We start from the raw sequence: 13,871 nt of genomic DNA, 5'->3' as shown, positions 1-13,871 counted from the left end.
AATATGACGTGAACTTTGATTTTCAACTCCGTTTCACTCCGCTCAATATGACGTGTTGAAAACAAAAAAAGAACTTTTCAGAAAGTTCTTTTTTTGTTTTGTTATTTTTTCTTTCTAATCCAAGCGAACAAAATAAATGATTTATCAAGCAGACAAAGCCTAGCGATTCATCTCCTTTTTTATTTCTCCGAGTATTATTTTGGAAGAGTTTTGAACTTTGAGCTTTGAGAATTTCAGCTTTCCTGTTTTGAAGGCGCGTATATATTGCAAAAGGTCTTCAGGTGTGCCTATTAGCTTACCTAGTTTGTTTTTTTGTATAAACTGCACATTCTTTTCTTCTTGACCTGGTATTGGACGTACTGCAAAAATAGGCTTATTTAAAGCAATACATTCTGAAACACTAATTCCTCCGGGTTTTGTTATTACAATATCAGATATTCTTATTAACTCGTCTATTTTGTTTACCCAACCCATTACTTTTATTTCCTTACCTTTTGTTGTTTTTATCTTTTTTAAATTATTTTTTAGTTTTAAATTTTTTCCAGCAACCGCTATTATATTTAAATCCAAAGAAGTTTTTGATAATAATTTAACTATTTTATCTGTTTTAATAAGTCCGTGTCCTCCTGCCAAGACTAGAATTGTGAAGTTATCTTTTTGTAGTTTATGTTTCTTTTTAAGTGCTATTACAGATTTTTTCTTGTAAAATTCTGGACGAAGTGGAATTCCACTCACGGTTATTTTTATATTTTTTATATACTTTTTTTCTATACTTTTTTTCATTTTGTCTGTTGCGACAAAATAATGACTGATATTTTTAGATAACCAAAGTGAGTGCAGTTCATAATCTGTGATAACCATAGCCAAAGGGCATTCTGGTTTAGTTTTTTTTGGGGAATGATTTATAAAATATGCTGGTAAAAAATGTGTGCAGATAATATAATCTGGATTTATTTTTTTTATCTCCGAAAGAAATTGATTTACAGAAAAATATTTTGAAAGTTTTAATATGTTATTTAATAGAGTAGACGCTTTGGTATTGTCTGTTTTGTCGTAAAGCAATCCCCAAAGCTCAGGCATTTTTTTCGCCATTAACTCATAAGAATTTACAGATAATGCTTTTATTGGTTTTGGCATAAAGTCTGCAATATCTATATGTTTTACATCTAGATTTTTGAAACTTTCTTTTGCAGTTTTTTCCAAAGCGTTGCCAGCCATAATATGACCAGTGCCAGCAGAGATGGAAATAATTAGTATTTTATTTTTTTTCATATGGCTATAGTTTATCAGGAAAGATGAAAAAGTTAAAAGTTTGTAAAGTTTATAAAGTAGAAAGTCAGAAAAAAATATTCACGTCATCCTGAGCGAAGCCGAAGGATCTCGGGAGTGTATAATAAGGTTTTAAATATTCAAAGTTCTAATGATACAGCATCGAGATATTTCGACTCCACTTCGTTCCGCTCAATATGACATAAATTTTATAATTTTTTTTAACTGTGGATAAAACGGTGGATAACTTTTATTTTTTCATTTTTTTCGGCTAAGTCTAACTAAAAACTAAACTACTTTGAAGTTATTTATTTTTTAATGTATACTAGTAAATACCTTTGGACACTATATATAGTGTTTAAAATGTGGTTTATATACTATATATAGTATATAATAGAAATACTGTTTATTTACTAATCTCTAGCTTATGGCTGTGTTTAAGGTGCAAAAAAGGAATGGAAGTATTGTAGATTTTAATCCACAAAAGATAGAAAAAGCTATTTCAAAAGCGGTGGAAGCTGTTGGCGGTACTGATATGTCGCAGGTTAAAAACATAACAAGTTTAGTTGTAAATATGGTGTCAGAAAAGTTCGATGGTGCAATTCCAACAGTGGAGGATGTGCAGGATGTTGTGGAAAAAGTTTTAATTGAAAGTGGGCACGCAACTACAGCAAAGGCATATATTTTATATAGAAACAAACATTCAGAAATTAGAGAAGATAGAAATGTTGTTGTGGAGGTTGGAAAAACAATAAGTGAGTATTTGGGAAAATTGGATTGGAGAGTAAACGCAAACTCAAACCAAGGGTATTCTTTGGGAGGAATGATTTTGAACACAGCAGGAAAAGTGACAGCAAACTATTGGCTTTCACATATTTATTCAGAAGAAGCAGGATCAGCACATAGAAATGGTGATATGCATATTCATGATTTAGATATGTTTTCAGGATATTGTGCTGGTTGGAGTTTGAGAGCAATTTTGGAGGAAGGTTTCAACGGCGTTCCAGACAAAGTAGAGTCAAAACCGCCAAAACATTTGAGTTCCGCTGTAGCGCAAATGGTAAATTTTCTGGGAACACTTCAAAATGAGTGGGCAGGAGCACAGGCATTTTCTAGCTTCGATACTTATATGGCGCCTTATGTAAAAAAATATTCAATGGAAATTGAAGAAGAATTACAAAAAGTAAATGCATCTTTTGCGACAGAGATAGAAAGACAAAAATATATAGATGATAAAACTTATAATTATGTTTATCAAAATTTACAATCATTTGTTTTCAATTTAAATGTGCCGTCTAGGTGGGGAACACAAACTCCATTTACAAATATTACAATGGATTGGGTTTGCCCAAATGATTTGAAAGAGAAAAGATTGGATTTGGGTGGAAAACCATTTCAATATAAATTTGGAGAATTGCAAAAAGAAATGGACGTTGTAAATAAAGCTTTTATTGCTGTAATGATAGCGGGAGATTCAAAAGGTAGAACTTTCACATTTCCAATCCCTACTTATAATATTGGAAAGGATTTTAATTGGGATGATCCACAAACTTTGGAGCTTTTTGAAATGACTGCAAAGTATGGAACTCCTTATTTTCAAAATTTTATAAATTCAGACTTGAATCCTTCTGACGTGCGTTCTATGTGTTGTCGTTTGCAGTTGGATTTAAAAGAGTTAAAAAAGCGTGGAGGTGGTTTGTTTGGTTCTGCCGAGATGACAGGTTCAATTGGTGTCGTGACAATTCCAATGTCTAGAATTGGATACAATTTCAAAGGTGACAAAGAAGGATTTCTAAATAGAATAGGATATTTAATGGAACTTGGCAAAGGAACTTTAGAGATAAAAAGAGTTGAGATTCAAAAATGGATAGACAGAGGATTATTTCCTTTTACAAAACGTTATTTGGGACATTTAAATAATCATTTTTCTACAATTGGTGTAAATGGAATGAATGAAGCTATAAGAAATTTTACAGATGACAAAGAAAATATTGCGACTCCATTTGGTCAAGAATTTGCAAAAGAAATTTTGGATTATATGCGTGAAAAATTGATGGTTTACCAAGAAGAAACTGGAAATTTGTATAATTTGGAGGCAACACCGGCAGAAGGGGCAACTTATAGATTTGCAAAAGAAGATAAAAAGAGGTTTCCAGGAATTTTACAGTCTGGTACAGAAGATGCACCTTATTATACAAACTCTTCCCAGCTTCCAGTTGGTTATACAGACGATCTGTTTGAGGCTCTGCAACTTCAAGATGAACTTCAGACCAAATATACCGGAGGAACTGTTTTGCATTGTTATATGAATGAGAGGATAGGTGAAGCCAGTGCTTGTAAGTCTCTGGTAAAAAGAATTCTAACTAATTTCAAACTTCCTTATATCACAATTACACCAACATTTTCTGTTTGTCCAAAGCATGGATATTTGACAGGAGAATATGATTTTTGTCCAAAGTGTGATAAAGAATTGGGAATAGAACAGGAGGTAAATAGATTGGACGGAGATTTTAGAGAAAAATATTTGAATACAGAAAGTGAGAAGTAAAAATAAGATAAATTTATTTATTAATTAATTAAGGAGTCTCTGATAAGTGTAACATCGTAGCGAAATCTTTAAATTTTGAGCGAGACAAAAAGAAAAAATCTTTGCCCAGCTTTAGCTTCGGAAATATTTTTTCTTGAAGTCCTAGTCAAAATTTAGAGATTGTAGTAGGTGGTATATTTATCAGAGACTCCAATAAAGCTTATGCCTAGCAACGAAGAAAGGACTCGCTGTGAAGTTTGGACCCGCGTAATGGGTTATCACAGACCGGTTTCCCATTTTAATATTGGGAAAAAGTCAGAACACATTTCTCGTAAACATTTCAAGGAGTGTGTAGCCGCAAATTCTCAATTTTGCGAAGCTTATTCGAACTAATCATCTTGTCGTGGTCTATTAGTCAGCTTGTAAAAGGGCTGACTAATGGTTTAAAAATAGTTAAAAGTTTGTAAGGTTCATAAAGTTGAAAGTCACCTCCTACTTAATCTGCATAATCTGCTTTTCCTACACGTCATCCTGAGCGAAATGGAGCAAAGCGGAATGTAGTCGAATGGATCTCGTGGCAATTTAACCAAAACATAAAATATTCAAAGTTCTAATGATACAATCCCGAGATATTTCGACTCCACTTCGTTCCGCTCAACATGACGCAATAAACCTTTTGTCATTCCCGATCCCGATCGGGAATTCAGAGTCAAAATACATAAGCATTGAGTCAAAATAAAATTACCAATCAAGTTCAATATAGTGTGAATAAAAATGGCATATCCTTAATTATTTCCTTTTATGCTAATTAGCGCAGTACAAAAATTTACTTTGCTTGACTATCCTGGAAAAACTTCTTGTATAGTTTTTACGCCTGGTTGCAATTTTCGGTGTGGTTATTGCCACAACCCAGAGTTTGTGTTGCCAGAAAAAATAAAAGAAATAAAAGATAGTTTTATTCCCGAAGAAATATTTTTTAATTTTTTGGATAAACGCGTTGGCTTGTTAGACGGTGTTGTGATTTCTGGAGGCGAACCTACTTTAATGCCAGATTTAGAAAACTTTATTGTAAAAGTAAAAGAAAAAGGATTTTTGGTAAAGCTCGATACAAATGGAAATAGATTTGATAATTTAAAAAATTTGGTTGATAAAAATTTATTGGATTTTATTGCGATGGACATAAAAACAAGTTTGGAAGAATATAAAAATGTATCAGGAAATTTGGTAAATGTAGAGGATGTCCAAAAAAGTATAGATTTTATAAAAAATTGTGGAGTTGATTATGAATTCCGAACAACAATGGTAAAAGAATTGCACACAGAAGAAGTTGTAAAAAAAATGCTGGAACTTTTAAAAGGTTCAAAAAGTTTTTATTTGCAACAATTTAGACCAAGAAAAATTTTAAAAGAAGAATTTTCAAAATATAATAGTTTTAGTGAATTGGAAATAGAGGAAATAAAAAAGAAATTTGAAAAAGTGGTAGAAAAAGTAGGAATTAGAGAGTAAAAAAACTTAGATTAAAAACCTAAGTTTTTTTATTGACAAAATAAATAAAATATGTTATTTTTATGTATGGTTCATTTAAATTTATTCATTCAAAAAAGGAGAGAAGAATGAAATGGTTTGGTGTTTTATTTATGATACTTATTGCAATATTTAGTTGCGACAAGTTGGAACTTCCAGAATTAGCAACCGAAAGACCGGAACTTCCAGAACAATTTAGGGAGTATCCTTCAAGTGATATTACCGCAGAAATTTATAAACTTTTCAATTGTGGAGATTTTTACGGCGAAACAGATTGGAAGCCAGAAGATGTTGTTTGTGATGGGGTTGTGGACTGCCCATCTGGGAACGATGAAATCGAAGATATTTGCCATGATGCAGATGAAGATGGAATTCCAGCATTTTTTGATAATTGTTCAGGTAAGTATAATCCCGGACAGGATGATTTAGATGGTGATGGTTTTGGAGATACTTGTGATATGGATATGGATGGCGATGAGCGTGAAAACTACTGGGATCCCTGTCCAATGAAGCCTCTTTCTGAAGATGAAATATGTATGAGCGAAGTGCTTATCTGGTGTTATCCAGAAGATTCACCGGCTCAATTTGGTTATGCCAAGCATATTTCTAGAGGAAAATTTGTGTATACAGAACACCCAGATGTTCCGTTAAAATATGGAGTTCAGCCGAATTTCAAGTGTGCTCGGATTTTGGTAGATTACAGTCTTACAGAGGTGTTTATAGGTGCAACCTCTGGAAGTCTAACTACTTTTACTCAAGATTTTGAACCTGAATGGTTGGGAAAATTGGAGCCACCAACGCTTGTTTTTGTCTCCAGAGAAATTTGGGCTTTCCCGATTCCGTTTCCTTTTGGAATGTATAATGAAATGATGCACGGTTTTTCTGTGCAAATCTAAAATATAGCTGGCAGTGTAAAACTGCCAGCTTTTTTAATAAAAGTTTATAAAGTTCTTGTTCATATTGTCATTCCCGGCTTGACCGGGAATCCAGGAGTCTTTAGTCAATGAACAATGATATAAACCTTTGCCCCAGTCAAGCTGAGAATGGCAAAATACTCACACGTCATCCTGAGCGAAGCCGAAGGATCTCGTGAAAGTATTACAAAAACAAAAAACATTCAAAGTTTTTAGAAAACTACCAAAACTAATATGTATAATATTTTAGTTCTTACACATAGTCTTGACTTATAGTTAAAAATGTTGTATAATTTTTACGTAAATAGAGACTAGGCCTATTATATGGTGGTATTGGTATAATGGTTATTACTTCGGCTTGTGGTGCCGAAAATTCGGGTTCAATTCCCGAATACCACCCAAAAACAAAAAACAGCTTTGAAAAAGGCTGTTTTTTATATAAAATAAGAACTATTAAGTTTTAAAGAAAAAATATTTAGTATACATTGCTCGACAAAATATATACTAAATACTAAGATAGTATATGTATAAAGAATTAAAGTATACTAACTATGAATATCGAAATAGGTAAAAACGTTAAGCAAAAAAAAGGTTTTTCTGCTTTTATTCCACATTCTTTTCCAGTGAAGGATATTTTTAATTTTTTCAATGGAAACAATGATAAAAGCAGATGAAGCAAGAGGTTCAGTTTCTAAATTAGACGGAATAACACATAAGTTGCCTAGCACAGATTTTTTTCTTAATATGTTTGTTGCAAAAGATGCTACATCGTCTGCCCAAATAGAAGGAACAAAGGCGACGATGGCAGAAGCTTTGGGAGCAAAGGTTGGACTAGAAGTTGATGATTCTGATGCTGATGATATTTTGTATTATATAAAGGCTTTTAAATATGGAATTGATAGATTGAAGAATTTTCCTTTCTCATTAAGGTTTATAAAAGAATTACATAAAAAATTGATGACTGGGGCAAGATTTACACAATATCCTAATCCGGGAGATTTTCGTGTTTCACAAAATTGGATTGGAGGAACAAATCCGCTTAACGCTTCATTTGTACCTCCACCAGTAATAGATATGAGGCGTGCTTTAGGTGATTTTGAAGAATTTTTACATAATAAAAAAGCGACACTACCTTTAATTCATATTGCATTAATGCATGCACATTTTGAAACAATACATCCATTTCTTGATGGAAACGGAAGAACGGGTCGTTTACTTGTTACAATGATGCTAATTAATAGGGGACTTTTGGAATCGCCCGTTTTATTTCTATCGTCTTATTTTAAGAAACATCAAAAAATATATTATCAAAAACTGAACAATTATCATGAAGGAGAAGTTGAAGCATGGGTTAACTTTTTTTTGGATGGTATTATAGAAATTAGTAATAAATCTATTAATATATGTAAAAATATTACTGAATTATATGAAGAAGATATGTGTAAGTTAAGATCTTTGGGTAAGCGAGAATCAGAAAGTGGTGTAAAGGTTTTAAAAAAGTTGTATGGACAGCCAATTATATCGTCTAAAATTATAATGGAATGGACTGGCTATACTCGTTCGGGTGCTGATAGGGTTATATATAGATTTATAGATCTTGGTATCTTACAACTATTAGATGAAAATGAAATTTATGATAAAAGTTATAGTTATAAAAAATATATTGATTTGTTTTTGAATAATTAAAATTCTAACTTCCTTCAGTAGGCGACCCTAAAATAAAAAACTCGCATTTTTGCGAGTTTTTTATTTTTTGGATTTTACTTTAAAGTAATTTTCCTACTTTTTCAATTGCATCTTTAATTTCTTTTGGATCTGTTCCAACTCTTTCGAAAGCTCTAAGTACTTCTAGTGGAAGTGCAAAGATAACTGTGTTTGATTGATCTGAACTTAAGTCGTTCAAAGTGTTTAAAGTTCTTAAGTGTAATGCTCCTGGAGTCACAGCCAACATTTTTGCTGCTGTTGCCAAGTTTTCTGCTGCCATCACCTCACCAGTAGATTTGATGATTACAGCTCTCTTTTCACGCTCAGCTTCGGCCTGCTTTGCAATTACTCTTTGCATGTCATCTGCCAAAATAATATCTTTTAATTCTACTGACTCAACTTCAATTCCCCAAGGGTCAGAAGCTTTGTCGACGATTTCTTTAATACTTTTTGCAGCAATTTCTCTGTTTGCAAGCAACTCATCTAGTTCCATTTCACCAACAATGTTCCTCATTGTAGTTTGAGCTAGCTGGCTCACTGCAAATTTGAAGTTTTCAATCTCAAGAATAGCTTTTGCGGGATCTGATACTTTGTAATAAATTACAGCGTTAATTTTCGCAGAAACATTATCTTTTGTAATTGCTTCTTGAAAAGGCACATCTGCTGTGCGGATACGAATATCCACTTTTGTCATGCTTTGGAAAATAGGAATTATCAAGTTCCAACCTGGATTTAAAACTTTTGTAAATTTACCAAGTTGAAATTTAACTCCTCTTTGGTATTCGTTGATTTGGCGAATACTCACTAATACGATAACTAGAACTAGTATAAGTACTGTGTACATATAAATATGTTATGAATAATTTTTTTTGAAATAGAATATTTAAAAATAGATCATTAAGTCTGTTTTTAAATACGCTTTCGTTATTAAAGTTTTTAAATTTCTGCCGAGACAAAAAGAAAATTTTTCGCTTATGCCATAGCATAATCTAACTATTTTCTTGAAGTCGTAGGCGGAATTTAGAAATTTTAATAGAAATGGTATTTGAAAATAGTCCCCAGTACCCCCAGCAGGAATCGAACCTACATCCTCGGCTTAGAAGGCCGATGTTCTATCCGTTGAACTATAAGGGCATGAGACAACTTTTTTACAGTTGTATTCATAGGAAATAATAGCTTATTTTTAGCTTTTTGTCAATGAAAATGAAAATTTTTGTATTTTTTTAAAAAAATAATTATAAAAAATAATAATTTTTTGTCCTTCTTCATTTTAATTGTCATCCTCAACTTGATTGAGGATCCAGGATTTGTGTCAACATTCTGGTTATTTAAACTTCTGGATTCCCAGTCAAGCTGAGAATGACAAATTAGAAGTTTTTATTTTTTTGTATCATATTTTATATTTTTTATGGTATGATGTAAACTAACTTAATAAAACATTTATGAAACTAGGAAAATTCAAAATTCCTTTGATAATTTTTGGAATTATTATTATTTTAGGTTCAATTATGACTGCTTACTCTTTAAGCAAAGAAGAGATTTTACCTTATAGATTTGTTGTTGCAGAAAAATCAGACATTTCTCAAGATGTAAGTGTAACAGGAAAAGTAATTTCTAGCAATCAAGTGGAATTGGCTTTTGAAAAATCTGGTAAAATTGGGGCAGTAAACGTAGAAGTTGGAGATGATGTTTATTTGGGGCAAGTACTTGCAAGAGTGTCTAATCCTATTTTGTCAGCACAGATTGCTCAAGCAAATGCAAATTTGCAGGCAGAGTTGGCAAGACTTGCTGAGTTGGAAAGAGGAACAAGACCAGAAGAAATTCAATTGGCAGAAACAAAAGTATTTAATGCAAATAAAAATTTATTGGAAGCTAGGAAAAATTTGGAAAATGTAAAATCAAAAGCTGAAACTGATTTAGATAATTCTTATATTACAACACTGGTGACAGCACAAAAAGCTGTAGGAGTTGGTAAAAATGCTATAGTTTTTATAGCAAATATCCAATCAACATATTATGGGTCTTCCAATGATTTGGTTGTTTTGGAGTTGGAAGATTTTCAATCCAAAGCACTTCAAAGTTTGCTTGGTACGTCGGCTGGAGGTTGGCTTTCTGAATTTATAAGTCCACTGACCGGAGGAGCATATGGAGAAGTTCAAAATGCAATAGATACTCAAGATAGAGTGGATATAGAAGATTCGTCTGTTCGAGCAATTGCAGCACTACAAGACGTGTTAAAAGCGGTTGAAAAAATAAAAGTGACATCTTCTTTTTCTGCCTCAGACAAATCATCTGTAGAGAGTGCAAAAACAAGTGTGACAACTGAAATTTATAATCTTACATTGGCGCAACAGTCTATAGTAGTTCAAAAAGCTACAAATACAAATTCTATACTTACTGCACGAATGGCGATAAGTACTGCAGAAAATACTTTGGCGATAGAAAAAGACAATTTAAATATAAAAAAATCTGGGTCATCTATAGAACAAATAAATGCTCAAAAAGCGAATGTGAACGCATCGCGAGCAAATATACAAAATTTGCAAGCACAATATACAAAAGATATTATCATTTCTCCGATAAAAGGTTTGGTGACAAAAGTAGGAATAGAAAAAGGTGAAATTGTGACAGCAAACAGTCCTATAATTACACTTATTTCTGAGACAAAATTTGAAATTGAAGCCAATATCCCAGAAGTAGATATTTCTAGTGTTGCTTTGGGAAATATTTCAAATGTCACACTGGACGCTTATGGAAACGATGCACATTTTGATGCTATTGTTTCTTTTATAGATCCTGCAGAAACCGTGTTTGAAGGTGTGGCAACATACAGAACAACATTTGATTTTATAGAAGAAGATGAAAGAATTCGTTCTGGAATGACGGCAAATATTGACATTGTAAACAAAACGAAAGAAAATGTAATCGCAATTCCACAAAGAGCTGTGATTAGGAGAAGTGGAGATAAATATGTCCGTGTTTTGCAAGGAGAAATGATCGTGGAGGTTGCAGTAGAAACAGGAATTCGTGGAGTAGATGGAAGTATAGAAATAGTAAGTGGGTTGAAAGAGGGTCAAAAAGTTATTGTTTTTATAGAAGAATAGTATGACAAACAAATACAAAATACATGATGTAGATAACATGATACAAAAAATACATGTCATCCCGAGCGTCAAAGAGGGATTTTGTGAAAGTGGAATAGATTATAAATAGTGATACTGCACAGGGATATTTGCCTGCCGGCACGGGTTCCCTAATTTGGTTCACCAAAGCATAAAACTGACAAATTAAACGTCTTTTCCCGGCACTTCGAACGATAGTGAGGCCGGCACGCCGGCAGACGGGAACCCTTTAAACATTTTTAAAACACTAAATATATTTAATTACAACATTTAAGCAATTTCTCATTCATATTCTTGGATTCGAAATGATAGAGTTTTTAGTCAAACATTTTAATAAGGTGTTTTTTTGTTATAAAATTTTCTAATTTTTTACTTTATATACTTAGTCTAACACCTAAAATCCTTGACAAAAGGACTTTTTTGTGGTATACTTATTTATTAAATAATTAGAAAGTTAGGTTTGAAACAGAATTGTTTCACAAATGTTCCTAAAAATGATAAAAAAGACTGTTTTTGGCTAAATTTAGCTAAAAAAGTTAAAAACAGCGTGTTTTTTTCAAAAACCACTTTTTTCGTAAGTTTAGGTTTGCAAGAGAGAAATTAAATCCCTTTATAAACTTTGGAGGGAAAGAGGTTGGTAAAAAATATGCTAGTAGTTGCCGTGACTCTTGACCTCAAATGAATTTCTAACTTATTTAAGTTTGAGGTTCATCAGAGGCTTCAACTCACCCCAACTTTATTTACAAAAAATTGTAACTAAAGTTGGGAGGAGTTTTCTAAAATTAACTACATATGGAATTTCTTGCACTTTTGATGTTGTTAAAAGGTAAGCCCATATTTGTTTATTGAAAGAATTTATTTTTTTGATAAACTTGCAGGACTGTTTCCAAACACTATTTTTTAAAAATTCGTAAAAACAATATAAAGAAAAGATTTTCCGATAATTTAATACAACTTTTTTTCTTTAATTTTGTTAAGTTAGTTCAATTAAAAATGTGTTTGGAAACAGCCCTTGTTTGTAAGTAATATTGGATCCCTCTCCAAAGGATAAACAAAATATTTTTCTTTTGGAGAGGGATTACTCCTCTTTAAAAAACAAACCCCAGACGATTTATCGTTTGGGGTTTTATAATTTGTATTATATTTTCTCTGTTCCTATTATAATCCAAGCGAACAAAGTGGACGATACAGCGATTTATCCGCTTTCTTTATCTTTATTATGAAACTTTTTATAAACAGATTTCAACTCTCTGTCAGAAATATGAGTATAAATTTGCGTAGTTGTGATAGAGGTGTGGCCCAGCATTATTTGTACGCTTCGTATATCTGCGCCGTTGCGGAGTAGGTCTGTGGCGTAAGAATGGCGAAGTGTGTGCGGTGTCACTTGTTTTGTAATTCCTGCTAGTTTTCCGTATTTTTCTGTTAGTCTCTGAATAGAGCGTGGTGTGATTGGTGCGTGTTCTATTTTTTCACCAGTTTTATTTGGATTGTGAGAGATAAATAAATAAGGATTCATATCATTGCGTTCAGCGATATATTTTTTTACCCAATGTTTTGCTTGTTCGGATAAAAATACAATTCTAGATTTTTGACCTTTTCCTTTTACAGTAAATTCATCGCGTTTTACATTTACATTTTCTTTTTTTAATTTTGCCAATTCAGAGACGCGAAGTCCTGTGCTAAACAACATTTCCAAAATAGATTTGTCGCGATAGGCGATAAGCTTGGTTGTTCTGGAGACTTTTGGGTTTTTTGTTTGCTGAGTTTTTAAATGTTTTTCTGGTGCTTCCAAAATTCTATTCAAATCCGATGCTTCTAGAAAAGTTATATCACGGTCTGGCATTTTCATTAGTTCAATTTTTTCTGGCGTAAGCGTTTTTACATCTCGTTTTGCCAAGTATTTCAAAAATGAGCGCAAAGCAATAAGGTGATAATTTTGTGTATTATTCTTGAGAGGGTCGCCATGAACATCTTCCAATCGGTTTAGCCAAATTCTATATTTTCTAACTTCTTCTAAATTAATTTTTTCTGGTTTTTTGTCGCCAAACCATTCTATAAAACGGTTTACATAAAACTCATAATTTTGTAGTGTTTTTGGACTACGATTTTTTTCTATCTCTAAGTGCTCAAGGAATTCTTGTAGGAACTCTAATAAATTTTTGCTCATATATCTTTGTTAGGGGACTTTATTATATTGTACGACATCATTGACAAAGGGTCAATTTTGTGATATACTGTATTTATAAAGGTCGAACAATGTCTACATAGAACCTGTTCATAATCCTTTTTCGTTCAATTCATTTTATTTTGGCTACAAATCCTATAAAAAAGTTTAATATAATACCATTATCCTTCACTTTTTTATAAAATTTTCGCTCAAAATATAATAAAATTGACTCAAAAAAATATTATGAACAGGTTCTAAAAGGAACTTCAAAAATAAAGAAGTTTCAAAATTAACTCTTAACCAAGAGTAGACAACAAGTCCGTAATTACGGCAAAAAAACAAAAATAAAAATAAAATCCATATGCAAAATAAACAAGAGCTAATTAGCTCAGAAAATTTTACTGTAGTTTACTATTATCTTACGGCAGCCCTGTTAGTTTCAGTTGCTGTTTTTTTATTTCTACCTCGTAGTTCCGTAGCGTAAGTTTGGTTGTATAAGTTAGTTTCCTTAGATTTTTAGAGTAGGCTCACTACATAATTCATTTTAGCCAATGTTTTATAAAATTGGCTACAAACAATTATGTAGTGAGTCTAAATACAATTCAAAGTTAGTTTTCATGCTTCACAATTCATTTCATTTCGGT

General features: G+C 32.2%; 9 protein-coding genes and 1 tRNA gene. 6 read left to right on the top strand and 4 right to left on the bottom strand.

Going from position 1 to position 13,871, the window contains the following annotated elements; genetic code table 11:
- Positions 1 to 159 precede the first annotated feature (159 nt).
- Positions 160 to 1,272, bottom strand: a complete 1,113-nt coding sequence (locus L3J07_03925) for a hypothetical protein (protein ID MCF6276964.1) — start codon at positions 1,270 to 1,272, stop codon at positions 160 to 162.
- Positions 1,273 to 1,696: 424 nt separating this feature from the next.
- On the opposite strand from L3J07_03925, the gene L3J07_03920 reads away from it, so the two are divergent.
- The 5 genes from L3J07_03920 to L3J07_03900 all read left to right on the top strand — a co-directional run bounded on the left by L3J07_03920 (position 1,697) and on the right by L3J07_03900 (position 7,920).
- Positions 1,697 to 3,817: a ribonucleoside triphosphate reductase gene (locus L3J07_03920; GenBank protein MCF6276963.1), complete on the top strand. Its 2,121-nt coding sequence runs from the start codon at positions 1,697 to 1,699 to the stop codon at positions 3,815 to 3,817.
- A gap of 201 nt (positions 3,818 to 4,018) precedes the next feature.
- Positions 4,019 to 4,189: an anaerobic ribonucleoside-triphosphate reductase gene (locus L3J07_03915; protein ID MCF6276962.1), complete on the top strand. Its 171-nt coding sequence runs from the start codon at positions 4,019 to 4,021 to the stop codon at positions 4,187 to 4,189.
- A 408-nt stretch (positions 4,190 to 4,597) separates the two neighbouring features.
- Positions 4,598 to 5,302 carry an anaerobic ribonucleoside-triphosphate reductase activating protein gene (locus L3J07_03910; GenBank protein ID MCF6276961.1) on the top strand — a complete coding sequence of 235 codons (705 nt, stop codon included), beginning with the start codon at positions 4,598 to 4,600 and terminating at the stop codon, positions 5,300 to 5,302.
- A 62-nt stretch (positions 5,303 to 5,364) separates the two neighbouring features.
- A complete protein-coding gene (locus L3J07_03905) occupies positions 5,365 to 6,216 on the top strand; it encodes a thrombospondin type 3 repeat-containing protein (protein MCF6276960.1) in 852 nt (283 codons plus the stop codon).
- Positions 6,217 to 6,882: 666 nt separating this feature from the next.
- Positions 6,883 to 7,920, top strand: a complete 1,038-nt coding sequence (locus L3J07_03900; protein ID MCF6276959.1) for a Fic family protein — start codon at positions 6,883 to 6,885, stop codon at positions 7,918 to 7,920.
- A gap of 79 nt (positions 7,921 to 7,999) precedes the next feature.
- Here the strand turns inward: L3J07_03900 and L3J07_03895 are convergent, their stop codons facing one another.
- Complete coding sequence (locus L3J07_03895; protein MCF6276958.1) at positions 8,000 to 8,782, bottom strand: slipin family protein; 783 nt, start codon at positions 8,780 to 8,782, stop codon at positions 8,000 to 8,002.
- A 218-nt stretch (positions 8,783 to 9,000) separates the two neighbouring features.
- Positions 9,001 to 9,072, bottom strand: a tRNA-Arg gene (locus tag L3J07_03890).
- A gap of 308 nt (positions 9,073 to 9,380) precedes the next feature.
- Here L3J07_03890 and L3J07_03885 point away from each other — a divergent pair.
- Positions 9,381 to 11,042 (top strand): efflux RND transporter periplasmic adaptor subunit, encoded by a 1,662-nt coding sequence (locus tag L3J07_03885; GenBank protein MCF6276957.1) that lies wholly within the window; start codon positions 9,381 to 9,383, stop codon positions 11,040 to 11,042.
- A 1,213-nt stretch (positions 11,043 to 12,255) separates the two neighbouring features.
- Here L3J07_03885 and L3J07_03880 read toward each other — a convergent pair.
- Positions 12,256 to 13,227 carry a tyrosine-type recombinase/integrase gene (locus L3J07_03880; protein MCF6276956.1) on the bottom strand — a complete coding sequence of 324 codons (972 nt, stop codon included), beginning with the start codon at positions 13,225 to 13,227 and terminating at the stop codon, positions 12,256 to 12,258.
- Between the last annotated feature and the right edge of the window lie 644 nt (positions 13,228 to 13,871).

It is taken from the genome of Candidatus Magasanikbacteria bacterium, from assembly GCA_021648085.1.
GTDB lineage: Bacteria > Patescibacteriota > Patescibacteriia > Magasanikbacterales > UBA922 > JAKITS01.
The sequence above is the reverse complement of the archived record's forward strand: the minus strand, read 5'-3'. Positions and strand labels throughout refer to the sequence as shown.